Annotated in this window: 20 protein-coding genes; 7 read left to right on the forward strand and 13 right to left on the reverse strand. The window is 71.8% G+C overall.

What is annotated here, in order from left to right:
* Positions 1–35: 35 nt before the first annotated feature.
* Positions 36–1,196 carry a methyl-accepting chemotaxis protein gene (locus IEZ13_RS36710; protein ID WP_183225522.1) on the forward strand — a complete coding sequence of 387 codons (1,161 nt, stop codon included), beginning with the start codon at positions 36–38 and terminating at the stop codon, positions 1,194–1,196.
* On the opposite strand, the gene IEZ13_RS36715 is transcribed toward IEZ13_RS36710, so the two are convergent.
* From IEZ13_RS36715 to IEZ13_RS36745, 7 genes are all read right to left on the reverse strand, one after another.
* Positions 1,193–1,867 carry a DUF6766 family protein gene (locus tag IEZ13_RS36715; RefSeq protein ID WP_183225521.1) on the reverse strand — a complete coding sequence of 225 codons (675 nt, stop codon included), beginning with the start codon at positions 1,865–1,867 and terminating at the stop codon, positions 1,193–1,195. The genes IEZ13_RS36710 and IEZ13_RS36715 overlap by 4 nt on opposite strands.
* Before the next feature lie 97 nt (positions 1,868–1,964).
* Positions 1,965–2,342 carry a hypothetical protein gene (locus IEZ13_RS36720; protein WP_183225520.1) on the reverse strand — a complete coding sequence of 126 codons (378 nt, stop codon included), beginning with the start codon at positions 2,340–2,342 and terminating at the stop codon, positions 1,965–1,967.
* 30 nt (positions 2,343–2,372) lie between these two features.
* A complete protein-coding gene (locus tag IEZ13_RS36725; RefSeq protein WP_183225519.1) occupies positions 2,373–2,987 on the reverse strand; it encodes a TetR/AcrR family transcriptional regulator in 615 nt (204 codons plus the stop codon).
* A gap of 22 nt (positions 2,988–3,009) precedes the next feature.
* Positions 3,010–3,738 carry an ABC transporter permease gene (locus IEZ13_RS36730; RefSeq protein WP_183225518.1) on the reverse strand — a complete coding sequence of 243 codons (729 nt, stop codon included), beginning with the start codon at positions 3,736–3,738 and terminating at the stop codon, positions 3,010–3,012.
* A 55-nt stretch (positions 3,739–3,793) separates the two neighbouring features.
* A complete protein-coding gene (locus IEZ13_RS36735) occupies positions 3,794–4,519 on the reverse strand; it encodes an ABC transporter ATP-binding protein (protein ID WP_183225517.1) in 726 nt (241 codons plus the stop codon).
* Between the two features lie 75 nt (positions 4,520–4,594).
* A complete protein-coding gene (locus tag IEZ13_RS36740) occupies positions 4,595–5,227 on the reverse strand; it encodes a phosphoribosyltransferase (RefSeq protein WP_183225516.1) in 633 nt (210 codons plus the stop codon).
* A gap of 8 nt (positions 5,228–5,235) precedes the next feature.
* A complete protein-coding gene (locus IEZ13_RS36745) occupies positions 5,236–5,901 on the reverse strand; it encodes a dienelactone hydrolase family protein (protein ID WP_183225515.1) in 666 nt (221 codons plus the stop codon).
* Positions 5,902–6,285: 384 nt separating this feature from the next.
* On the opposite strand from IEZ13_RS36745, the gene IEZ13_RS36750 reads away from it, so the two are divergent.
* The gene (locus IEZ13_RS36750) at positions 6,286–7,782 is read left to right on the forward strand and encodes a family 43 glycosylhydrolase (protein WP_183225514.1); all 1,497 of its coding nucleotides are present in this window, start codon (positions 6,286–6,288) and stop codon (positions 7,780–7,782) included.
* Between the two features lie 75 nt (positions 7,783–7,857).
* Here the strand turns inward: IEZ13_RS36750 and IEZ13_RS47050 are convergent, their stop codons facing one another.
* The gene (locus tag IEZ13_RS47050; protein WP_203833984.1) at positions 7,858–8,358 is read right to left on the reverse strand and encodes a hypothetical protein; all 501 of its coding nucleotides are present in this window, start codon (positions 8,356–8,358) and stop codon (positions 7,858–7,860) included.
* A 462-nt stretch (positions 8,359–8,820) separates the two neighbouring features.
* Positions 8,821–10,152, reverse strand: coding sequence for a jacalin-like lectin (locus tag IEZ13_RS36760; RefSeq protein WP_183225513.1), 1,332 nt, complete (start codon positions 10,150–10,152; stop codon positions 8,821–8,823).
* A gap of 159 nt (positions 10,153–10,311) precedes the next feature.
* Here IEZ13_RS36760 and IEZ13_RS47055 point away from each other — a divergent pair, with 159 nt between their 5' ends.
* The gene (locus IEZ13_RS47055) at positions 10,312–10,461 is read left to right on the forward strand and encodes a twin-arginine translocation signal domain-containing protein (protein ID WP_229795496.1); all 150 of its coding nucleotides are present in this window, start codon (positions 10,312–10,314) and stop codon (positions 10,459–10,461) included.
* Positions 10,455–11,792, forward strand: a complete 1,338-nt coding sequence (locus IEZ13_RS36765; RefSeq protein WP_229795498.1) for a phosphatase PAP2 family protein — start codon at positions 10,455–10,457, stop codon at positions 11,790–11,792. The genes IEZ13_RS47055 and IEZ13_RS36765 overlap by 7 nt, the downstream gene beginning before the upstream one ends.
* Before the next feature lie 193 nt (positions 11,793–11,985).
* On the opposite strand, the gene IEZ13_RS36770 is transcribed toward IEZ13_RS36765, so the two are convergent.
* Positions 11,986–12,726: a DeoR/GlpR family DNA-binding transcription regulator gene (locus IEZ13_RS36770; RefSeq protein WP_183225512.1), complete on the reverse strand. Its 741-nt coding sequence runs from the start codon at positions 12,724–12,726 to the stop codon at positions 11,986–11,988.
* Positions 12,727–12,784: 58 nt separating this feature from the next.
* On the opposite strand from IEZ13_RS36770, the gene IEZ13_RS36775 reads away from it, so the two are divergent.
* Positions 12,785–13,156: a DUF4406 domain-containing protein gene (locus tag IEZ13_RS36775; protein ID WP_229795500.1), complete on the forward strand. Its 372-nt coding sequence runs from the start codon at positions 12,785–12,787 to the stop codon at positions 13,154–13,156.
* Positions 13,157–13,224: 68 nt separating this feature from the next.
* Positions 13,225–14,574 (forward strand): prolyl oligopeptidase family serine peptidase, encoded by a 1,350-nt coding sequence (locus tag IEZ13_RS36780; protein ID WP_183225511.1) that lies wholly within the window; start codon positions 13,225–13,227, stop codon positions 14,572–14,574.
* 78 nt (positions 14,575–14,652) lie between these two features.
* On the opposite strand, the gene IEZ13_RS36785 is transcribed toward IEZ13_RS36780, so the two are convergent.
* Entirely contained in the window at positions 14,653–18,021 is a 3,369-nt protein-coding gene (locus tag IEZ13_RS36785; RefSeq protein WP_183225510.1) for a bifunctional proline dehydrogenase/L-glutamate gamma-semialdehyde dehydrogenase, read from the reverse strand.
* Between the two features lie 104 nt (positions 18,022–18,125).
* Here IEZ13_RS36785 and IEZ13_RS36790 point away from each other — a divergent pair, with 104 nt between their 5' ends.
* Positions 18,126–19,034, forward strand: a complete 909-nt coding sequence (locus IEZ13_RS36790) for a LysR family transcriptional regulator (protein ID WP_183225509.1) — start codon at positions 18,126–18,128, stop codon at positions 19,032–19,034.
* 458 nt (positions 19,035–19,492) lie between these two features.
* Here the strand turns inward: IEZ13_RS36790 and IEZ13_RS36795 are convergent, their stop codons facing one another.
* Positions 19,493–21,073: an HNH endonuclease signature motif containing protein gene (locus IEZ13_RS36795; RefSeq protein WP_203833983.1), complete on the reverse strand. Its 1,581-nt coding sequence runs from the start codon at positions 21,071–21,073 to the stop codon at positions 19,493–19,495.
* Positions 21,074–21,516: 443 nt separating this feature from the next.
* Positions 21,517–22,299 (reverse strand): polyprenyl diphosphate synthase, encoded by a 783-nt coding sequence (gene uppS, locus IEZ13_RS36800; RefSeq protein WP_183225508.1) that lies wholly within the window; start codon positions 22,297–22,299, stop codon positions 21,517–21,519.
* Positions 22,300–22,734 lie beyond the last annotated feature (435 nt).

The raw sequence follows: 22,734 nt of genomic DNA on the forward strand, positions 1-22,734 counted from the left end.
GAAACGTTCCCGACGACCGTGCCCGGAGGGGCCTGATGCCCACCTGGCTGATCCTGTTGGCCGCGCTGGCCGCGGTGGCCGCCGGTGTGTTCGTGGTTCACCGGCGTGCCCGCCCGGCCGCGGGCGGGGCGGGCGATCCGGGCGCCGCGGGGCGGATCACGGAACTCACCGAGACGCTGCGGGAGCGCGACGCCGAGTTGGAGCGGCTGCGGGGCGATCTGGACGCGCACGAACAGGTCGCGCAGGACCGGCAGCGGGAGCTGAACCAGCGGCTGCGGCGCCGGGCCCGGGAGGCGATCGACGACACGGCCGAGGTGATCGGCGGCAAGCTGGCGGACGTGGTGCGCCAGGTGGGCGCCGCCAAGGACACGGCGGCCGCCACCCACGAGCGGGTGACGATCACCAGTGACGCGGCGAGCGCGCTGGTCCGGCGGGCGCACAGCGCCGACGAGGCGGCCACCGCGCTGAACGCCAGCCTGCGCCAGGTGGCCGGGATCGCCAGCGTGATCTCCGGGATCGCCTCGCAGACCCGGCTGCTGGCGCTGAACGCCACCATCGAGGCGGTCCGGGCCGGCGAGGCCGGCAGCGGCTTCGCGGTGGTCGCCGACGAGGTGAAGAGCCTGGCCGACACGACCGCCGACTCCACCGAGCAGATCACCAGCACGGTCGCCGCGCTGGAGGCGGACGTCGCCCAGATGGGCGAGACGCTGAGCGCGATCATCTCCGACGTCGGCGACATCGAGAACGCGATGCGCCACCTCGACGAGATCACCGACCAGCAGCACGACATCGTCGGGCACCTGCACCACAGCGTGGACGCGACGATGGCCCAGATCGGGGACCTGTCCCACGTGGCCGAGCGGCTGGAGCGCCGCCGGCACGACCGGCTGCCGGTCAAGGGGACGGTCCGGTTGGAGACGGCGTCACTGCCGGCGCCGGTCACCGCCGAGATGATCGACCTCAGCTCGGACGGGCTGGGCTGCATGATCCCGCCCGGCGCCCGGATCGCGGACGGTGAGCTGGTGCGCGTCCAGTTCGCGTGGGACGGCCTGGCCGCGGGCGCCGACGCCCGGGTGGTCCGCCGGATGGCACGCGGCGACAGCATGGAGATCGGTCTGGAGTTCCAGGGCGTGCCCGAGCACACCCGGGACGAGGTGATCCGCTTCCTGTCCCGGCAGATGCCCGCGGAGCCCTAGCCTTCCACGCCGGTGGCGTCGTGCGGGGCGCCGACCGGTTTCGACTCCGGGGAGCCGCGCTGCCGCAGATAGATCGAGAGGATCACCATCGACGCGACGGCGAGCAGCTCGGACTGCCAGTTCTGGAGCGTACGGCTCCAGAAGTCGGGCTCGATCAGGTATTCCGCCCAGGTGACCGGCTCCTGGAGGTCACGCAGCTGCCGCTCGTTGAAGGCGGCCGCCCCGGCGATCGACTGGGCCAGCCAGGAGCCGGCGAACAGCAGCCCCATCACCAGGCCGAGCGAGTTGGACAGCAGCGCCCGGCGCAGTCCGCCGGCGTGCGCCCAGGCGGGTGAGTCCCCGGTGGCGTACGGGCCGACCTTCTGCTCGCGGTCCGACTCCCGGCCCTCCTCGCCCGGCTTCTTCGACTCCGGGGAGCCTTTCTGGACCAGCCAGACGGTCAGGAGGATGTAGAGGAAGAACTGGAGGTACTCGGACTGCCAGTTCTCGGCCACGTCGGCGGCGAAGGAGGCCGAGGTCAGGTAGCGGCCCAGGCCGACCGGCTCCAGCCCCGCGGCGATCTGCTGCTGGTTGAAGTCGGCGTGCCCGGCGAACCCCTGCGCCACCAGCACGATCAGGAAGAGCAGCCCGAAGACAAGCCCGAGGGAGTTCTCCCGCAGTGCCCGCCTCACCGGTGCAGCACCCCGAGCACGGCGAAATACACCAGGCCCAGTGTCACCACCGAGAGCAGCATCAGGTATTGGAATCGCATTTACCTCACCCACCCCGTCACCCGCCCTGGATCCGGCAGTCGTAGGGACGTTCGCCGCGTGAGGTGCAGCCGGCGGCCACCACCCGCCAGCCGTCCCGGAAGACCGCCAGGAACACGGCGTCGTCCGCGAACGTGACGAGCGCGCTCTGCCCGTACACCCGGGAATCGGCGACCGGCGACGGCGCGGTGAGCGCCTCACTCAGAATGCTCTGCTCGCAGGGCGCGTCGATCTCCGCCTCGGTCTCCGGCGCGAGAGCGCCGCAGGCGGCCGCGCCGTCACCGTCGGCGACCGCCTGGAGGAACGACCGGGCGGTCTCCTCGGCGGCCGACGACCGCTCGCCGAGAGAAGCGCACCCGGCCAGCAGCGTCGTCAGCAGGATCACCGCCCATCGCATGAGGCGGTGGTTGCCCCGCCGGGCCGTGGTTCATGCCTCCTGCGGGAACACGCCCGGTAGATCCTCGGTGAGATAGCGCTGCACGGCCGGGCCGACCGCGGCGACCAGCGTGTCGGTCGGCGCGGAGGCCAGCGGCTCCACCTTGATCACGTAGCGGGCCATCGCGAGGCCGACCAGGTGGCTGGCCGCCAGGGTGACCCGCAGATGCGCCTCCGCCGGGTCGAGGCCCAGTCTGGGCACCGCCCGGCGAAGGATCTGGGTGATGATGAACTCGCGGAACAGCTTGGTGGTCCACTCGGTGCCGACGACCGATCGCAGCAGCGCCACGGCGGCGGCGCCGCGCGGCCCGTCCCACATGGTGAGGAAGGCGCGGACGAACCGGACACCGATCTCGTCCCGCTCCCCCGCGGTCGCCTCGTTGATCAGGTCGAGCGGGTCGACCGGCGAGTTCATCGTCTCCAGGAACAGCTTGTCCTTGGTGCCGAAGTAGTGGTGCACGAGCGCCGGGTCCACCCCGGCGCCGGTCGCGATCGCGCGGATCGAGGCGCCGTCGTACCCCTTCTCGGCGAACGCGCTGCGCGCGGCCACGAGAATCGCCTCGCGCGTGTCCGGGTTGCCGGGCCGGCGTCCGGTCCGTCGCACCATCAAACCCCTTTTCCTGTACGCCCTAAGCGGTCCTCCGGCGCAGGGTGGCCGCGCCGAGGATCAGGGCCACCACGATCGATCCCACCACGACGGTGAGGTCCCGCCACATGATGCCCGTCGGCTCGGCGTGCACACCCACCTCGGTCAGCGCCTCCACGGAGTAGGACATCGGCAGCACGTTGCTGATCGTCTGGAGCCAGCCGGCCATCTCGTCGCGCGGCACGAACAGCCCGCAGAGCAGCAGCTGGGGCGCCACCACGAGCGGCATGAACTGCACCGCCTGGAACTCGGTGCGGGCGAAGGCGCTGCACAGCAGGCCGAGCGCGACACCGAGCACGGCGTTGGCGACCGCGATCAGGATGACCAGGCCGATGCTGCCGGCGGTCCGCATGTCCAGCGCCCAGTACGAGAAGGCGGCCGCGACCGTGGCCTGCGCGGCGGCCGCGACACCGAACGCCACGCCGTAGCCGAACAACAGATCGATCTTGCCGACCGGGGTGGTGAAGAGCCGCTCCAGCGTGCCGGTGGTGCGTTCCCGCAGCATGGCGATGCTGGTGATCAGGAACATCACGATGAACGGGAAGACGCCGAGCATGGTGAGGGCGACCCGGTCGAAGACGGCGGGCTGGCCCTCGTACATGAAGTAGATCAGGGTGATCAGCAGCGTCGGGACCACCACGATGAGGCCGATGGTCCGCGGGTCGTGCCGCAGCTGGCCGAGGATCCGCCGAATCGTGCTCGCGAGAATCATGCCGAGTCTCCCAACTCCCGGACAAGGGCGCGATCATGACGCTCGCTTCGCTCGGTCATGCCGCCACCTCTTCTTCCTGGCGCCGGATCAGGTTGAGGAACGCCTGGTCGAGGTCGTCGACGCCGGCGGCCGCCTTGACGCCGGCCGGGGTGTCGTCGGCGATGAGCGCGCCCTCGCGGATCAGCAGCAGCCGGTCGCAGCGGTTGGCCTCGTCCATCACGTGACTGGACACCAGGACGGTGGCGCCGTCGGCGGCGAGCCGGCGGAAGTGGTCCCACAGCTCGTCGCGCAGCACCGGGTCCTGCCCGACGGTCGGCTCGTCGAGGACCAGCAGCTCGGGCCGGCTGACGATCGCGCAGGCCAGCGACGCGCGGCTGCGCTGGCCGCCGGACAGGTTCGCCACCAGCTGCCCGCGCGCCGCGGTCAGGCCGACGGCCTCGACCGCCTCGTCGGCGGCGGCCGCCTTGAGACCGTAGAGCGAGGCGAAATAGCGGGCGTTCTCCGCCACGGTGAGGTCGGCGTAGACGCTCGGCGCCTGGGTCAGGTAACCGATCCGGCGGCGCAGCGGCGTGGAGCCGGCCGGGTGGCCGAGCACCGTCACCGTGCCGGACGCGACGATCTGCACGCCGACGACGGCGCGCATCAGCGTGGTCTTGCCGCTGCCGCTCGGGCCGAGCAGGCCGGTGACGCTGCCGCGCGGGATGACACAGGAGAAGCCGTCCAGAACCGTCTTCTTCCCGCGTCTCACGACGAGGTCGCGGACCTCGATCGCTTCGGACATCATTCCTCCCGGGGAACTCATCAAGTGTTGAACTCAACGGTAGATGAATTCCCCGGGACGGGGCAAGGCTCCCACTCAACACATGATGAAATGGCCCACGTCCTCGTCGGTGAGCTGCTCGAAGTCCTCGTACCAGCGGCCCACCGCGTAGAACGGGTCGGGCGCGCTCAGGCACACCACCTCGTCGGCCTCGGCGGACAGCGCGTCCCGGGCCTGCGGCGCGCACACCGGCGCGGCCAGGATCAGCCGGCCCGGGCCCTGTTCGCGCACCCAGCGCAGCGCCGCGTGCGCGGTCACCCCGGTGGCCAGCCCGTCGTCGATCACGATCACCGTACGGCCGGCCATCGACGGGACGGGACGGCCGCCGCGGTACCGGTGGATCCGGCGCGCCAGCTCGGCCCGCTCGGCCGCCAGGACATCGGCCAGGCCGGCCTCGGTGACTCCGGCGTAGCGCAGGTTGTCCGGGTCGTAGACGGGCGGGCCGTCCTCGGCGATGGCGCCCACCCCGAACTCCGGATGCCGGGGTGAGCCGATCTTGCGGGCCACCACGATGTCGAGATCACCGCCGAGCCGCTCGGCGACCGGCCCGGCCACCGGCAGGCCACCCCGTGGGAGGGCCAGAACCAGCGGATGCCGGTCGGTGCCGAGAAGGTGCGCCAGCCGGTCGGCGAGTGCCCGGCCCGCCTCGGCGCGATTCGCGAAGATCATCGCCGGACTCACTTCGCCATCGCCGGCACCAGGTGATCGGCGAACCAGTGGCCCGCCTCCCCGGCCACCGTCTCCAGCGCCCCGGGCTCTTCGAACAGGTGCGTGGCGCCGGCCACGATCCGCAGGTCGGCGCGGATCCGCATGGTGTTACGGGCCTCCTCGTTGAGATCGATCACCTGACGGTCGTGCTCACCGACGATGAGCAGCGTGGGCGCGCGCACCTCGACCAGAGCCGGCCCGGCCAGATCCGGGCGGCCGCCACGGGACACCACGGCGCACACCGCCGACGGCCGGGCCGCCGCCGCGACCAGGGCCGCGCCCCCGCCGGTGCTCGCCCCGAACAGGCCGATCGGCAGGGCCGCGGTGGGCGGCTGCACCCGCATCCAGTCGATGATCCCGACCAGGCGGTCGGCGAGCAGGCCGATGTCGAAGCGCAGCTCACCGGTACGCGCGTCGCGTACCTCCTCCTCGGGGGTGAGCAGGTCGGCCAGCACGGTGGCGAACCGGCGCCGGTTGAGCTCGGCGGCCACCACGCGGTTGCGGGGACTGTGCCGGGAGCTGCCGCTGCCGTGGGCGAACAGCACCACCCCGGTGGCGTGCTCGGGAAGCGTCAGGTCGGCGTCCAGGCTTACCGAACCCAGTTCGATTCGTTCCTGGGTCATCCAGGTCGTCATCGTCCGTCCCTTCTCATGCGTACAGGGCGCCGGGGGGACGACGGTCCACCGCGGTTGAATACCCACGGACGGCCGGGAAAACCCTCAGGCGGGCGTACCGGTCACGGTCTTCCGGGCCGATCCGCCGGCGGCGAACCGGACCGGGCTGGACGGGTTCCCCCGGCGGTCCGCGCCGGTTGAGCGAAACCAGCGTCGTTGATCAGCATGGATACCGCCTCTTGACACCCCACTTGTGATCGTTAACATACTGGCAATACATCGAGCAGAACCGGTCCGTCCATCCCCAACCGTCCCGGACGGACACCGCGGCGCCCCGGCCCACCGGCAGGGCGCGCCCGACCCCCCGTATCGATGCGCCACTCCCCGCTCCCCGAAGGGACTGTCATGTCTCTTGCACGCCTGAAATCCGTCGGAGCCGTCTTCCTCCTGCTCTTCGCGGTGGCCGTCGCCGTAGAGGCCCGCACTGCGGCGCCGGCCCGCGCCGCCGCCACCTTCACCAACCCGGTGGCCGCCGCGCCGTACGGCGCCGACCCGTGGGTGGGCTACTACAGCGGCTACTACTACCTGGCCGCGACCACGTGGAACAACCAGGTCGTCATCAAGCGGGCGACCTCGGTGGCCGCGCTGCCCGGCGCGACCGAGAACGTCGTCTACACCGGAACGGCCACCGCGAGCTGCTGCAACGTGTGGGCGCCGTCGATGCACCGGCTGAACGGCCCGAACGGGTACCGCTGGTACCTGTACTACTCGGCCGGCACCGCGGCGTGCTGCGACGGGCAGCGGTCGTTCGTGCTGGAGAGCTCCGGCGACAACCCGCTCGGCCCGTACACGTTCAAGGGCCAGCTCAACGTCCAGGCCAACAACGGCTGGGCAATCGACGGCAGTGTGGCGACCATCAACGGCGCCAACTACTTCCTCTACTCGTCCTGGGTCGGTGACCTGCAGAGCCTGTTCATCGCCCCGATGACCAACCCGTGGACGGTGTCCGCCTACGGGACGCGGATCTCCTACCCGACGTACGACTGGGAGAAGGTCGGCGGCAACACCGAGGAGGGCCCGTACGTTCTCCAGCGCAACGGGGTCACCTACCTGACCTTCTCGGCCAGCTCCTGCAACACGCCGGACTACAAGATCGGGATGCTGACCCTGACCGGCAGCAACCCGCTGTCCGCCTCGTCGTGGACCAAGAAGAGCACCGCGATCTTCCAGCGCAGTGACGCGAACAGCGTCTACGGCCCGGGCCACCACTCGTTCTTCACGTCGCCGGACGGCACCGAGACGTGGATGGCCTACCACGCCAACGAGACCACCGCCCAGGGCTGCGGCGCCACCCGGACCACCCGGCTCAAGAAGGTCAGTTTCAACAGCGACGGCACCCCCAACCTGGGTACGCCGGACAAGCTCTCCACCACGCTGACCGCACCCGCCGGCGACCCGGGCGGCACCGTCTCCTACCCGGTGGCCGGCACCAAGTACCGGATCATCAACCAGGCCAGCGGCAAGGTCCTCGACGCGGCGAACTGCGGCACCGCCAACGGCACCGCCATCCAGCAGTGGTCGTCGCTGGGCAACGCCTGCCAGCAGTGGACGTTCACCAAGACGACCAGCGGCTATTACCGGATCACCAACGTCAACAGCGGAACCGTGCTCGACTCGGTCAACTGCGGCACCGCCAACGGCACGGCCCTCAACCTGTGGGCCAACCTGAGCAACACCTGTCAGGAGTGGAGCCTCACCCCGATCAACGGCGGCTACCTGATCGCCAACCGGGGCAACGGCATGGTCCTCGACGTCACCAACTGCGGCACCGCCGACGGCGTGGCCGTACGTCAGTGGGCCTCGCTGGGCAACGCCTGCCAGCAGTGGAACATCACGGCCTGACCGTCCCCCTCAGCACCACCCACGGCTCCCCGCCAACCCGAGGCGGGGAGCCATCCCCTTGTCAGGGGCTCTTTCTCAGAGGGCTTTGCCGACGGCTTCGGCGACGCGGTCGGCGTCGGCCCCGGCGGTGCGCCAGTTGCTGAACGCGGCACGCAGCGCGGGGCGGCCGTGCAGGACGGTCGGGGTCAGGAACGCCTCGCCGGAGTCGGCCACGGCCCGCAGCACGGTGGGGACGTCGCCGGGGACCGCGAAGCAGACCACGTTCAGGCGGACCGGGGACAGCAGCTCCACGCCGGGCAGGGTGCTCAGGCGTTCACCCAGGCGAAGGGCCGCCGCGACGGTCCGGGTGACGATCTCGGCATGGCCGTCCACACCGTACGCGGCCAGCGTGAACCAGGCGGCCAGGGCCCGGAGGCGGCGCGAGTTCTCCGGGGTGAGATGGCAGTGGTCCGGGTCGCCGGTGATCGCCGGCAGGTAGGCGGCGGTGTTCTGGGGCGTGGTCCGGGCCGAGGCCGAACATGTCGCGCAGCCAGGAGACGGTCTCGTCCTCCAGCGCGGCGGCCGTGGATCCGGCACGGTTCGAGACGTTCTGGTCGAAGGCAGCGGTCAGCCAGTCGCCGGCCAGCGTGGCCGGGGTGGCGCCGCCGGTCACGAATTCCAGGTAGCGGGGGCCGGCGCTGCCGGAGAAGCCGGGCTCCCAGCGGCGCCGGAACTCGGCCAGCGCCCGGCCGTGCCGGCGCCGCCGACCGGGAGCGGGACCGGTACGACGGCGGCCGGGGTGGGCGCCACCGGGCGTTCGGCGAGGCCGGCCAGGACCCGGGTGGCATAGTCCCGGGGGGGCCTGGAGCAGGGCGGGCAGGTCGTCGAGGTCGTGGGCGAGTCGCTGATGCACGCCACTGAACGCTAGGGACCGCCGCCGGGGGTGTCGCGGTCCAGTTCGGTACGCCTGGCCTTGCCCGAGCTCACCCGTACCGGAACCGGATGAATGAAGGGTGAGCGGAACGCATGGGCCGCGGCAGAGGCGACGCCGGGCATCGTTCAGCGCTGGGAGTAGACGAAGCCCACCTTGTCGACCGCCGATCCGGAGCGCCCGTGAAAGCCGGCGATCTGCCAGCCGCTCGGCGCCGTGCGGGTCACGCAGTCCGACGTGGTGGTTCCCCCGACGACGCTGTTGCCCAGGTTGGTGGTGAACCTGGCGTAGAAGATCCGGGTGTGCCCGCTGTACTGGGCACGGCACAGGTAGGCGCTCGTGACGTACTCGCCGCTGCCCAGGGTGAGCGACTTGGCCGTGCCGCCGGTGCCGCCGTGGGCCAGGACCGTCCCGGTCGCGAGGGTGAGGTTGACCTGGTCGACCCGGGAGCCGGCACGCAGCCCGATCACGGTGGCGCGGGCCGCCGCCGGGACCGACACGATGTCGTTGTAGTGGTCGCCGTGCGGTCCTCCGAACTGGTCGCTGAGCCGGTAGTCCGGGTTCGCCGTCCAGCTGAACGCGGTGCTGACCGGGAAGTGGTCGGAGAGCATCAGGCCGTCGCCGGTGCGGAATCCGGCGTCCTCGTTGTGGTAGTCCGTCGCGGTGAGCGTGACCGCCCGGCCGCTCCGGTAGAGGATCTTGTCGACCACCTCGCAGGCGTCGGTGACCGCGGTCGCGTCGCAGACCAGCGCGTCCGAGCCGGCGGCCGGGGCGCTGCCGCCGCGTTCCAGCCGCACCCAGGCGTCGGTGAGCCCGTTGGCGGCGGTGAAGTCGCGGATCGTGTCGGCGGCCCGGGTGTAGCGGGTGTTGGTGTCGCCCATGACGATCACCGCGTTGCCGGCCGAGTGCGTGGCGATGAAGGCGGTCAGCTGGTTCAGGTTGTCGGCACGGGACGCCTGGTCGCCGCTGCTCGTACCGGCGTTGGTGTGCAGGTTGTAGAGGTCGACGAAGACGCCGTCGGTGATCCGGTGCCGGGTGAGGGTGAAGCCCTTGGGGGTCAGGCAGTCACCGGAGTCGAACTGGCAGGAGTCCCAGTCGCCGCGCTCGAAGTCGTCGGTGTCGTACGGGATCTTCGAGAGTGTGTTGAGGCCGGAGCCGATGCCGGCGCCGCCGCTGGTCGGGGTGCGGTAGGCGTGCGTGGTGTCGGCCGCGTACAGGTAGGCGTGGTAGTTGAAGTCCTCCTGGACGTGCACGATGTCGTACGGGCCGAGGCGCTGCCCGATCAGGGTGTGCGCGGTCTCGCGGTCGGTCTCGGCGCTGGAGATCAGCTCGGGGAGGCCGGCGACGTTGTAGGTGAGGACGTTGAAGGAGCCGCCGGTGGGAGCGGCGGCGGCAGAGGCGGGGCTGGGAGCGGTGACCAGCGTGGCGAGCACGCACACCGTGAGGATTCTCCGGACCATAGAGCGCAGCCTATGGCCTTCCCTACCCGGCGGTACCCTCCCGTCGAAGAATGTTCACGTTCACAACAGCGGGCGTTGTCCTCTCCGCCGCCTGATCCACCGAAGCTGGGTCGCGATCTTGAGCCGTCTCGATCCTGGCCCTCTGTCGATGGAGTTCCCGTGAACGTCAGCCGCCGCAGCCTCCTGAAAGCCGCCGGAGCCGCCGGAGCCACCGGTCTGGCCGCCGTTCCCGGCCTGGTCCCGATGCCGGCCGTCGCGGCCGCCGCGTCCTTCACCGGCCCCTCCACCGGCTCCTTCATCGGGTGGTAACGCTGGTCAACACCGTGCGCGGCAACTGGTCGTCGGGCAACCCGGGCAAGTTCGCCTACCAGTACCCGCGCCCGTGGCGGATGACCGACGACAGCGAGGTCGTCGACACCGGCGCGGTCGACGAGTTCGGCTACCCGGTCTACGACTCCGGTGTCGTGGTCACCCCGCAGCTGCTGCGCCAGCGCTCCACCAACCCGGCCGAGGACGGCGGCTACGTCAGCGGCCACACCAACGCGCTGTTCATGGCCGCGCTCGCCTTCGCGTACGCCGTCCCGGAGCGTTTCCAGGAACTGGTCACCGCGGCCTACGACCTGGCGCACACCCGGATCGTCACCGGCATGCACTCCCCCGTCGACGTGATCGGCGGCCGGGTCCTCGGCACCGCGCTGACCGCCGCGATCCTCAGTGACCCGGCGAACGCCACCCTCAAGGCCGAGGCCCGCGCCCAGGCGCTCGCCTACTTCCAGGCCCGGGTCGGCACGGACGTCTTCGCCGCCGCACACGCCGCGTCTCCCGGCTACGCCTACGCCGACCGCGAGACCAATGCCGCGATCGTCCGGCCCCGGTTCACGTACGGCCTGCCGGCCCGCCGCCCGTCCAACCCGCTCACCCCGTTCGCCGTACCGGCCGGCGCCGAGGTGCTGCTCGAGACGCGCCTGCCGTACCTGGACGCCGCCCAGCGCCGGGAGGTCCTGCGCACCACCGGCCTGGCCGCCGGCAACCCGATCCTGGACGGCCCGGAGCAGTGGGGCCGGCTCAACCTGTTCGCGGCCGCCGACGGCTACGGCGCCTTCGACGCGGGCGTGGCGGTCACCCTCGACGCGGCGGCCGGCGGGTTCTCGGCCGCCGACACGTGGCGTAACGACATCAACGGGCGCGGTGGGCTGGTCAAGCTCGGCAGCGGCTCGCTCACCCTGACCGGCGACAACGCGTACCGGGGTGGTACGACCGTCGCCGAGGGCACGCTGGTCGCCGCGTCGAAGTCCGCGCTCGGCAGCGGCGACGTCACCGTCTCCGGCGGCACGCTGCGGTTGACCGCCCCGAAGGTGCACGTCAGCGGCGGTTTCCGGCAGAGCTCCGGCACCCTCGCGGTGACCGTGCGCCCGCACGGCGCCGCGCCGCTCACGGTGGGCGACGAGGCGGTCATCGGCTCCGGCGCGATCCTCTCGGTGGCCGTCGGCCAGGCCGGCCGGTACGACTCGCCGGTCCCGGTCCTCAAGGCCCGACGGGTCCGCGGCCGGTTCGCCACGGTCGTCGTGACCACTCCCGGTTACCACGCCGACCTGCTCCAGCACGGCGACGCCATCGCCCTGCGCCTCCGCGAGGCATGATCCCCACAGCCAGGCCCAAAGACACAGACCCCAAGCCTTTCCGGTACGGGTGACCTCGTCCCGTTTCTCCTGGACAGTCCCGCCCATCACGCGCGCCGGCTGCCCACTCCCGCCTGTGCCGCCCGCGCCGGGCTGAGCTCGGTGGCCCGGCCGACCCCGATGCCGGCGCGGTCGGCGTACCGATGGAAGAGCGTCAGGCGGGGATGACCGGGAGGCCGGCCAGGGCCGGGTGGTCGCGGGGGGCGTCGGTGATGATGCCCGCGACCTCGGTCGGGGCCAGGACGAGGAACGGGGACGCGGCGCCGATCTTCTCGATGCTGGCCAGCACGTAGGTGTCCGCGGCCCGTCCGGCCAGGGTGCGTTTCATGGCGGCCTCGTCGGCGTCGCCGGTGGTCAGGCCGGCCTCGTGGTGGACGCCGGTGACGCCCAGCAGGAAGAGGTCGGCGGACACCGACCGGGCGGCCTCGGCGGCGGCCGCGCCACAGGTCACGGCGCTGTGCTTGAAGAGACGGCCGCCCAGGACGTAGACGTCGGCGGCCGGGTGGTCGACGAGCGCGGCGGCGACCGTCGGACTGTGCGTGACGATCGTGGCGGCCAGATCGCGGGGCAGTGCCGCGGTCACCGCCAGGGCCGTGGTGCCGCCGTCGAGCAGGACCGTGGCGCCGGGGCGGATCAGCGCGGCGGCCGCGGCGGCGACCCGCTCCTTGCTGGAGGTGGCGACGGTGGCCCGGGTGGCGTAGTCGGCGGTCGCCGGGGAGACCGGGAGCGCGCCGCCGTACACCCGCTGGCAGAGACCGGCAGCGGCCATCTCGCGCAGATCCCGCCGGATGCTGTCCTCGGCGACGCCGAGTTCGGCGGCGATCTCCTTGGCGACCAGCTTGCCGTCGGCGTGCAACCGGGCCAGGAGGAAGTCTCGGCGCTCCGCAGCCAACATCCGCGTTTCTCCTCATTGTTGTCGACTATTGCGTGTTCCCCAGTGTAGGTTGCCCGTCATGGACAAGCCAATGCTCATTCTGATCGCCGGGCCGTACCGCTCCGGCACCGGTGACGACCCCGCCCTGCTCGCCGCCAACCTGCACCGCCTCGAGGAGGCCGCCTGGCCCGTCTTCCAGGCCGGGCACGTGCCGATGATCGGCGAGTGGGTGGCCCTGCCGGTGCTGCGCGGCGCGGGCGGCACGAGCGTCACCGACCCGGTGGCGGCGCAGATCATGTACCCGGCGGCGGAACGACTGCTGGCGCACTGCGACGCGGTGCTGCGACTGCCCGGCGCGTCGGCCGGTGCCGACCAGGACGTGGCAATCGCGCAAAAACGCGGACTACCCGTCTACCACAGCGTCTCCGAGATCCCCGGGTACGCCGGATGAGACGGCCCGCATCGGGCGCTTGACAGGCATCGAGCACGGTCATTGGATGTTACCGGGAGGTAACGCCAATGATCATCCGCCGTGCGGTCGTCGTCGCCGCGCTGTTCGCCGGCATCCTCACCGGTGCGCCGGCCACGGCCGCGCCCGACCCCTGCACCGCGCCCGTGCCGAGCGACACGAAGCCCGGCTATCTGGTCGCCGACCCGGACTGCGGACCGGACGGCGCCCCGTTCACCGCGCTGCCCGGCGCACGTACGCACACCGGGATCAGGGACGGCGCGGCGTACCGGATCGAGGTTCCGAGCCGGTGGAACGGCCGGCTGGTGGTCTATGCGCACGGCTACCGGGGCACCGGCACGACCGTCTACGTGTCCGATCCGGAGCTGCGGCAGCACTACGTCGACCGCGGGTTCGCGTGGGCGGCATCCAGCTACGCGACAAACGGTTACGACGTGGCGCAGGGCGTCTCGGACACGTACGCGCTGGTCGGCCTGTTCCGGGAGGTCACCGGGAAACGGCCGGCGAAGGTCTACATCACCGGCGCGTCGATGGGCGGGCACGTCACCGGCGTGGCGATCGAGCGCTACCCGCGTACCTTCGCCGGGGCCATGCCGATGTGCGGGGTGCTCGGCGACGTCGAGTTGTTCGACTACTTCCTGGACGCCAACGTCACGGCGGCCGCCCTCGCCGGTGTGCCGATCGAGTTCCCGTTGCGGCCGGACGCCGGATATCCGGCCCGCTTCGCGGAACAGGTCGGCCGGATCCGTACCGCGCTCACCGGCACGGCCGCCGGCGCGACCTGGTCCGATGTGGTGGAGCGGCGCAGCGGCGGCGAACGGCCCGGCTTCCCGGCGGCGTTCGCCTACTGGAACGCGGCCACCCAGGGCGGGCTGCCGTTCCTGTTCAGCCTCTACCCGGGGCTGAGCGGCGGCACGGCCGGGATGGCGGAGGGCAACCTGACCGACAACCGGCGGACCCGCTACCGCTCCACCGACGGGTGGCGGCTCACGCCGGAGGAGAAGCGCCTCAACGCGGAGGTGCTGCGGGTCGGCCGGACCGCGACGACCGGGGTGCCGCGCATCGCCGGCCGCCCGTCGATCCCGGTGCTGTCGCTGCACGGCATCGGCGACCTGTTCGTGCCGTTCTCGATGGAGCAGGAGTACGCCCGCGAGGCCGCCGCGAACGGCCGCTCCCGCCTCTTCGTCTCCCGCGCCGTCCGGGACGTGACGCACTGCGGCTTCAGCCAGGCCGAACTGCGCCGCGGCTTCGACGACCTGGTCACCTGGGTCGAGCGGGGCCACCGGCCGACGGGTGACGCGATCCTGGACCGGCGCACGGTCGCTGCCGCGTCCTTCGGCTGCCGTTTCACCGAGGGGGTACGCGCGGCGTACGCAAACCTGCCCTGCCCCGGCGCCTAGTTGGAAAAGCGGACCGGGGGTACGCCCTCCGCGCGGAAGAAGAGAAAGAACGCGGAGGGCGTACCGGGAAAGGGTCTTTCAGAGGACGTCGGCAGCGAGGGTGAGCGGGTTTCCGAAGCGGTGGGCCGTCACGCTGACCGCCTGCTCGCGCAGGAAGGGCAGCAGCTCCACCCGCCCGGCCTCGGTCACCGGACCGGACCAGACCGCCAGGTCGGGCCGCCCGCCGGTGGCCGCGGCCAGCGCCGTACCGTCGCCGCCGATCAGCCGGACCCGCCCCGCGGAGAGCCCCGTGGCGAAGGCCGCGTCGTCCTCGACGGTGATCGAACGGCACCGCACGGCCAGCGCGTCCGGCAGCGGCTCCGCGGTGGAGACGTGCACGTCGGCGCCGGTGAGCAGGCCGGCGGCCAGCACCCGGACCAGGTCGGCGAGCGGGGCTCCGGCCGCGAACCGGACGGTGACCGGGGTGGGCAGGTAGCGGAACACGTTGCGTTCCGCCTGGAGGCCGGAGACGTCCGTGGGTGTGCGGAAGTCGAAGGCGGCGTCGCTGCGGGCGGCCCGTTCCACCGAGGCGATCTGCTCGGCGGTGAGCAGGGCGCGGGCGTCGGCGAGCAGGACCCGTACGCCGGGATGGGTGACCTCGGCGGTCGTGGCCGCCGGGCGGGGCGCCCACCCGGTGAGCCCGGTCAGGTAGTTGGGGCCGCCGGCCTTGGTGCCGGGGCCGACCGCCGAGCGCTTCCAGCCGCCGAACGGCTGCCGCCGGACGATGGCGCCGGTGATGCCGCGGTTGACGTACAGGTTGCCGGCCTGGATCCGGTCCAGCCAGGTCCGGACCTCGGTCTCGTCGAGCGAGTGCAGGCCCGAGGTGAGACCGAAGTCGACCTCGTTGACCAGGTCGATCGCCTCGTCCAGGGTGTCCGCGGTCATGATGCCGAGGATCGGGCCGAAGTACTCGGTGCGGTGGTAGGCCGACCCGCGGCGCACCCCGTCCCGGACGCCGGGGCTCCACAGCTTCCCGGAGTCGTCGAGCTTGCGGGGCTCGACGAGCCAGCGCTCACCGGCGCCGAGCGTGGTGAGCCCGTCGAGCAGTTTGCCGGCGGCCGGCTCGACCAGCGGGCCGACCTGGGTGCGCGGGTCGGACGGGTAGCCGACGTCCAGTGACGAGACCGCGTCGAGCAGCTGGGTGCGGAACCGCTGCGACCTCGCCACGCTGCCGACCAGCACCACCAGGGACGCGGCCGAGCACTTCTGCCCGGCGTGACCGAACGCCGACGACACGACGTCCTTCACGGCCAGGTCCAGATCGGCGCTCGGGGTCACGATGATCGCGTTCTTGCCACTGGTCTCGGCGAGCAGCGGCAGGTCGGCGCGGAACGAGCGGAACAGTTCGGCGGTCTCGTACGCGCCGGTCAGGATCACCCGGTCGACGAGCGGGTGAGCGATCAGCTCCCGGCCCAGCGTGCCCTCGTCGACCTGGAGCAGGGTCACCAGGTTCGGGTCGGCGCCCGCCGAGGAGAGGGCGTTCCGCAGGATGCCGGCGAGCACGGTGCCGCAGCGCTCGGCGGGGCCGGCCGGCTTGAGGACGACCGCGGAACCGGCGGCCAGGGCGGCCAGCACCGAGCCGGCCGGGATCGCGACCGGGAAGTTCCACGGCGGCGTGACCAGGGTGAGCCGGGCCGGGACCGGGGCGGCGCCGTCGGTGCCGTCCAGTTCGGCCGACAGCTCGGCGTAGTAGTGGGCGAAGTCGACCGCCTCGGACACCTCGGGGTCGGCCTGGTCGATGGTCTTGCCGGCCTCGGCCGCCATCACCTCGAGCAGGGTGTCCCGGTGCTCCTCCAGGGCGACGCCGACGGCATGCAGGACGGCGCGGCGGTCGATGGCGCCCCACTGCGCGGCGGCGGCCTTCTCCAGCGCCTCGTCCAGGTGCTCGCGGTCGGTGATCCGGGGCAGGTCCAGGCCCAGCGTGGAGCTCTCCACCCGGCCGAGGATCGCCCGGGCGCGGTCGCGGTGGACGGCAACGGCGGGGTCGGTGTCCGGGGTGTTGACGAACAGCCCGGGCTCGGAGCGGGGCACGGCCGCGTACCGGTCGGTGACCCGGTGCGGCGCCGGCACCTCGTCGTCGATGTTGTCGAGGTCGAGGTCCTCCAGGGAGGCCAGGAAGCGGTCCCGCTCCCGGGCGAACAGGGCCGAGTCGGAGTGCAGCTCGAAGACCGCGGACATGAAGTTGTCGGCGCTGGCGCCCTCCTCCAGCCGGCGGATCAGGTAGGCGATGGCCACGTCGAACTGCTCCGGGCGTACCACCGGGGTGTAGAGCAGCAGACCGCCGACCTCGCGCCGGACCGCCTCGGCCTGGCCTTCGGCCATGCCGAGCAGCATCTCGAACTCGATGCCGTCACGCACGCCACGCTCACCGGCCAGGATCCAGGCGTACGCGACGTCGAACAGGTTGTGGCCGGCCACCCCGAGGCGGACGTTGCGGATCCGGTCCGGGTGCAGCGCGTAGCCGAGGACACGCTTGTAGTTGGTGTCGGTGGCCTGCTTGCTGTCGCAGGTGGCGACCGGCCAGCCGTGCAGTTCCGCCTCGACCCGCTCCATCGGCAGGTTGGCGCCCTTGACCAGGCGGACCTTGATGCCCGCTCCCCCGCGTTCGCGGCGCGCCGCCGACCACTCCTGGAGGCGGATCATGGCGCTCAGCGCGTCCGGCAGGTAGGCCTGGAGCACGATGCCGGCCTCCAGCCCGAGCAGGTCCGGCCGGTCCAGGAGGCGGGTGAAGACCGCGATCGTGAGGTCGAGGTCCTTGTACTCCTCCATGTCCAGGTTGACGAACTTGCCGGTCTCCGCGGCCAGCGTGAAAAGCGGGGTGAGCTGCTCGACGATGTCGGCGACCGCCTCGTCGAAGGCCCACGGGTTGTGCGGGGCGACCGTCGACGACACCTTGATCGACACGTAGTCGACGTCGGGGCGGGCCAGCAGGCGCTCGGTGTTCTTCAACCGCTGCGACGCCTCGCCACGGCCCAGGACCGCCTCGCCGAGCAGGTTCACGTTGAGCCGGACGTTCCGCCCGCGGATCCGCTTGATCGCCTTACCGAGGCGGGCGTCGGTGGCGTCGACGATGAGGTGGCCGACCATGTGGCGCAGGGCGCGGCGGGCGATCGGGACGACCACCCCGGGCATCATCGGGGCCAGCGCGCCGCCGGTCTTCACGGCCAGGCGCAGGTGCGCCGGGAGGAAGCCGGGCACGTCCTTGGCCAGGGCGGACAGCGTGCGGGCGCTGACCCGCAGGTCCTCGGGGCGGATCACGCCGTCGACGAAGCCGACGGTGAAGGCCAGGCCCTTCGGGTCGCGCAGCACACCGGCGAGCTGCGCGGCCGAACCGCCGACCGGGACGTCCGCGGCCTCGCGCAGCCAGCGCCGGACAAGGGCGATCGTCTCTTCGGCGATCTCAGACATCGGGATGCTCCTTCCGCTTTCCGCCACAGTCTGTATGCCCATTTACGGTTAGGAAAAGCGATGCTTTATGAGCGATGTTCTTAAGTTGGGCTAACGTTTCGTTCGTGCTGGAGATCCGTCGTCTCGTCCTGCTGCGTGAATTGGCCATTCGCGGCACCATCGCGGCCGTCGCCGACGCGCTGAACTTCACGCCGTCCGCCGTGTCCCAGCAGCTCAGCCAGCTGGAGAAGGAGACCGGCACGCAACTGCTGCGCAAGGCCGGCCGCCGAGTGCAGCTCACCCCGCAGGCCGAGGTGCTGGTCGCGTCGGTCGGGGAGGTGCTGGACACCCTGGAACGTGCCGAGGCCCGCCTCCAGGCCGCGGCCACCCGGGTCACCGGCCGGGTCCGGGTCGCCGTCTTCCAGTCGGCGGCGCTCGCCTTCATGCCGGCCACGCTGCGGGCCATGGCGTCACTGCACCCCGACGTCCGGGTCGAGATGACCCAGCGCGAACCTGAGGAGGCGCTGCGCGAGACCTGGGCCCGCGACTTCGACATGGTCATCGCCGAGCAATACCCGGCGCACGCCGCCCCGCACCATCCCGGCCTGGATCGCCGGGACCTGACCACCGACGCGATCCGGCTGGCCCTGCCCCCGGCGCCCGAGTCGCTACACCCGGTCGACTCCCTGGTGACGGCCCGGCACATGCCGTGGGTGATGGAGCCGCGCGGCGCCGCCTCCCGCCACTTCGCCGAACAGGTGTGCCGCCGGGCCGGCTTCGAACCGGACGTGCGCTACGAGACCGCCGACCTCCAGGCACACATGCGGCTCGTCGAGTCCGGGAACGCGGTCGCCCTCATCCCGGACCTCATCTGGGCGGGCCGGAGCACCCCGGCGCGCCTGCTGGAACTGGACGGCGCTCCGCGGCGCACCATCTTCACCGCCCAGCGCCTGGCCGGTTCGGCGTCACCGGCGGCCCGCGCCTTCCGCGACATCCTCGAACAGACCGTCCGGCAGTCCGCCGCGCCCGCTTGACGGCGCCCGCTTGACGGCGCCCGCCCGACCGCGCCCGCTTGACGGCGCCCGCCCGACCGCGCCCGCTTGACCGCGCCCGCCTGAGACCGCGCCCGCCTGCCCGCCTGACCGCGCCCACCTGCGCCCGCCTGACCACGCCCGTCTGCGCCCGCCTGACCGCGCCCGCCCGACCGTGCCTAGCGGTGCCGCGGCGACAGCAGAGGCCCGCCACCAGCGGAGGCTGTGCCTCAGCAGGGGCCCTACCCCAGCAGAGCCCCGCCACCGGCAGAGCCCGGGCCCAATGCAGAACCCCCGCCACCACCAGAACCCGCACCCAAGCAGACCCCCGGCCACCACCAGAGCCCCAGCAAAGGCGCGGCGACGGACTCGAACCCGGACCCAGGGCACGGCAGCAGTGGCTGCCACGGCGGACCCGGACTCGGCCCCGCCCGAGCCGAGCCATTGCGGCAGAACCGAGATCATGTTCGCCGGTGGTACTGGTTGCGACGGGGGCGGCGTTCCTGGTCCAACCAGCTCGGAGGCAGGAACTCCGGGCGGCCGTCCGAGGCGACGCGGATCTGCCAGCCGGCGTCGTCATGGACGAGGCGATGGTGGTGGCCGCAGAGGAGAGTCAAGTTGGCGATATCGGTTGGCCCGCCGTCTGCCCAACTGACGATGTGGTGGGCGTCGCACCACCGGGCGGGGCGGTCGCAGCCGGGAAAGGTGCAGCCCGCATCGCGGACGTTGAGAGCTTGCCGGAGCGTTCCGGTGGCGGTGCGGCGGGTGCGACCGGCGTCGAGGATCTGGCCGTCACCGTCGAGGATCAGCGGTAGGACCCGGGCGTCGCAGGCGAGGCGGCGCACGGTGGCGACGGAAACGGGTTCGCCGGAGTCGAGCGTTCCCGAGCGCAGTTGCTGTCGAAGGACGTCGTACTCGACGGTGATCGCGATTTGCGGACGGTCGCCGCCGTTGCCCGGTAGCGCTCCCCCGGACAGAATCAGCCGGCACACCTCCACCAGGGCATCCGCACGGCGCTGGCCCGGTGTGCGGGTTTCACCGGTGGTGGCGAGTTCGGCGGCGACACGACCGCCGGCAAAACCGGTGCTCGCGGGATCAGCGGCGAAGTCGATGCCAGCGGAACCAGCGGTGGAACCGGTGCCAGCGACACCGATGCCGGCCGAACCGACACCAGCGACACCAATGCCTGCCGAACTGGTGGCGGCGGAACCAGTAGCCGCGGAGCTGGTGGCGGCGAAACCGGTGGCGGCGGAACCAGTAGCCGCGGAGCTGGTGGCGGCGAAACCGGTAGTGACGGAGCTGGTGGCGGCGGAACCGGTGGCGCTGTCCGGTTTGCACAGGGGGTCCAGGGCCGCGGAGACGATGGCGGCGGCCTCGCTGTCCAGGATGCCGCGTAGGCGGACGCGGCCGTCGCCGAGCGGGCTGAGCGTCACGTGGCGATGTGCGTGAGCCTCGCGCTCCTGCCGGTGCAGCCATCGACCTTCCACGGCTTCGGCGATGTCGGGGGCGACATGATGAAGAATCCGGCGACCGGCGGTCCGCAGCCCGATGGGGTCGAGTTGGGGCGCCCAGTCGGCCAGTGTGGCCGCTGCTTCGCCACGGATCTGCGGGTGCAGGTCATCGGGTAGCTCGGTGAGCGCCATGGTGATCGCGGCGAGTTGTTCGGCGTTGACTCGGCCGTCGGCTACGGCCGCGTCGAGTGCTGGATTGCGGTCGACCGCCTCGGCTTGGGCGAGCAACCGGCCGGCGGCGCCGGGGCTGATCCGGAGCACGCCGCGAAGCCAGGCCCGGGCCGATGGAGCGCCCTGGTCGGCGGGGATGCCGCGCCGGCCGGCCTCCTGGACGGCGTGCAGCACGGCTGCCTGCAACAACTGCTGGGCGGTGTGCACGTCGTCGAGAAACTCGAGCAACTCCGGCTGGGACAACGGCGTCAGACGCAGGGCAGCGCAATCGCCCGCCAGGCCGACGAGCGCCCGGGAAGCGGTTTCCGCCGGAGCCGTCCCGGGATGGACGGCTTCGGCGTTCAGCGATCCGGTGGTCATGCCGCCGATTATCGAACATACGTACGACAGAATCCGGGAGTCGCGGGTGCAAACCGTGCCTCTATGCCAGCGTCGCACAAACGGACGAAACGCTCGACCGCAGATCGGCCGGTCATGCGATAGACGCCTACTCGCGACGGAGACGTCCGGGCTGCGCCGCGAAGCTCCGGCACGGCAGAGCCGTAGTAGCGCTGTCGCGCCGGTGACTCGAGCCTCGCGACCACCCGATGGAGACAGCAGTTCCGCGCCGGTTCACAGCGTGGTCACCGCATCCAGCAGCGAAGTGACGGCTACCTGTGGGCGGGGCACAGGCCAGACGCGGCTGACCATAGGTCCGACGCGGTCAGGGCGCGGACCAGACGCGGACCAGACACGGTCAGAGCGCGGACCAGGCGCGGACCAGGCGCGGACCAGGCGCGGACCAGGCGCGGACCAGGCGCGGGTCAGGCGCCGAAGCGGCGGTTGCGGGCGGCGTAGGAGCGGAGCGCGCGGAGGAAGTCGACCTTGCGGAAGCCGGGCCAGTAGACGTCGCAGAAGTGGAGTTCCGAGTAGGCGGCCTGCCACACCAGGAAACCTGACAGCCGGCGTTCGCCGCTGGTGCGGATCACCAGGTCGGGGTCGGGCTGGCCGCCGGTGTACAGGTGGGCCGAAATGCGGTCGGCGGTGAGGCGCTGGGCGATGTCGTCGATGCCGTAACCGGCTCGGGACTCCTCCTCCAGCAGTGACCGGAAGGCGTTGACGATCTCCTCGCGGCCGTCGTAGCCGATCGCAATGTTCAGGTGGAACTCCGCGTCGCTGTCCTGGGTAGCGGCCTCGGCCAGTTTGAGGGCGTGCCGGGTGGTGTCCGGCAGGACGTCGAGGCGGCCGGCCAGGTGTACCCGCCACGGGCTGGCCGGGCGGGCCAGCCGCTCGGCGACCACCTGCTCGATCATCAGCATCAGGTTGCCGACCTCGCCGGCGTCGCGTTTGCGGACGTTGTCGACCGATGCCACGAAGACGGTGACGTGTCGAATGCCGGTCTCGGCGCACCAGCCGAGCACCTCGTCCAGGTGCTCGGCGCCGTATCGGTGGCCGATCCTGGGGTCGTCGAAGCCCATCTGGCGCGCCCATCGGCGGTTGCCGTCCATCACCATGGCCAGATGCCAGGGCAGGTTCGCCGGGTCGAGTTGGGCGCGCAGGCGCCGGGTGTAGAGCGCGTAGGCCACGTTCCTCAGCGACGTCAGCATGGCCGCGATAGAACCACCGCCGAGAGGTGATCGGAGCCGTCTTCACCGAACCGCCACAGGATCCGCACAAGTCAGCGGCGGGACCCGGGCGGGACGGGGCGAGCGGAAACGCGGACAAGCGCAACGCGGCGGGGTCGCCGCACGCCCGCTATGTGGTGGTCAACGACGTCCGGGAGCGGTGGGAGGTGTCGTTCACAGCGGTGGGCAAGCGGAACGCGGGCAAGCGGAACACGGGCAAACGGAACACGGGCAAGCGGAACGCGGGCGATGGATCAGGCGGGCAGCCGGGAGGCCGGCGAAGCCGGCGGCGCTGGAGATCGACGTGGGTCTCTGGTGGGTTGCCTGGGCGGTGTGGAGGGCGCGGGCTCTTGGTGTCATGGACCACCGATCTAACTCGAAAATCGACCTGGACCGGACGTGCGGCAGCATCCCGCG

It is taken from the genome of Actinoplanes campanulatus, assembly GCF_014647795.1.
GTDB classification, from domain to species: Bacteria; Actinomycetota; Actinomycetes; order Mycobacteriales; family Micromonosporaceae; genus Actinoplanes; species Actinoplanes campanulatus.

Bases quoted from the DNA above. Each gene is read 5' to 3' on its own strand.
- IEZ13_RS36710 (WP_183225522.1), top strand. From the start codon at position 36: ATGCCCACCTGGCTGATCCTGTTGGCCGCGCTGGCCGCGGTGGCCGCC.
- IEZ13_RS36720 (WP_183225520.1), bottom strand. From the start codon at position 2,342: ATGCGATGGGCGGTGATCCTGCTGACGACGCTGCTGGCCGGGTGCGCT.
- IEZ13_RS36725 (WP_183225519.1), bottom strand. From the start codon at position 2,987: ATGGTGCGACGGACCGGACGCCGGCCCGGCAACCCGGACACGCGCGAG.
- IEZ13_RS36730 (WP_183225518.1), bottom strand. From the start codon at position 3,738: ATGATTCTCGCGAGCACGATTCGGCGGATCCTCGGCCAGCTGCGGCAC.
- IEZ13_RS36735 (WP_183225517.1), bottom strand. From the start codon at position 4,519: ATGTCCGAAGCGATCGAGGTCCGCGACCTCGTCGTGAGACGCGGGAAG.
- IEZ13_RS36740 (WP_183225516.1), bottom strand. From the start codon at position 5,227: ATGATCTTCGCGAATCGCGCCGAGGCGGGCCGGGCACTCGCCGACCGG.
- IEZ13_RS36745 (WP_183225515.1), bottom strand. From the start codon at position 5,901: ATGACGACCTGGATGACCCAGGAACGAATCGAACTGGGTTCGGTAAGC.
- IEZ13_RS36750 (WP_183225514.1), top strand. From the start codon at position 6,286: ATGTCTCTTGCACGCCTGAAATCCGTCGGAGCCGTCTTCCTCCTGCTC.
- IEZ13_RS36760 (WP_183225513.1), bottom strand. From the start codon at position 10,152: ATGGTCCGGAGAATCCTCACGGTGTGCGTGCTCGCCACGCTGGTCACC.
- IEZ13_RS36770 (WP_183225512.1), bottom strand. From the start codon at position 12,726: ATGTTGGCTGCGGAGCGCCGAGACTTCCTCCTGGCCCGGTTGCACGCC.
- IEZ13_RS36775 (WP_229795500.1), top strand. From the start codon at position 12,785: ATGGACAAGCCAATGCTCATTCTGATCGCCGGGCCGTACCGCTCCGGC.
- IEZ13_RS36780 (WP_183225511.1), top strand. From the start codon at position 13,225: ATGATCATCCGCCGTGCGGTCGTCGTCGCCGCGCTGTTCGCCGGCATC.
- IEZ13_RS36785 (WP_183225510.1), bottom strand. From the start codon at position 18,021: ATGTCTGAGATCGCCGAAGAGACGATCGCCCTTGTCCGGCGCTGGCTG.
- IEZ13_RS36795 (WP_203833983.1), bottom strand. From the start codon at position 21,073: ATGACCACCGGATCGCTGAACGCCGAAGCCGTCCATCCCGGGACGGCT.
- uppS (WP_183225508.1), bottom strand. From the start codon at position 22,299: ATGCTGACGTCGCTGAGGAACGTGGCCTACGCGCTCTACACCCGGCGC.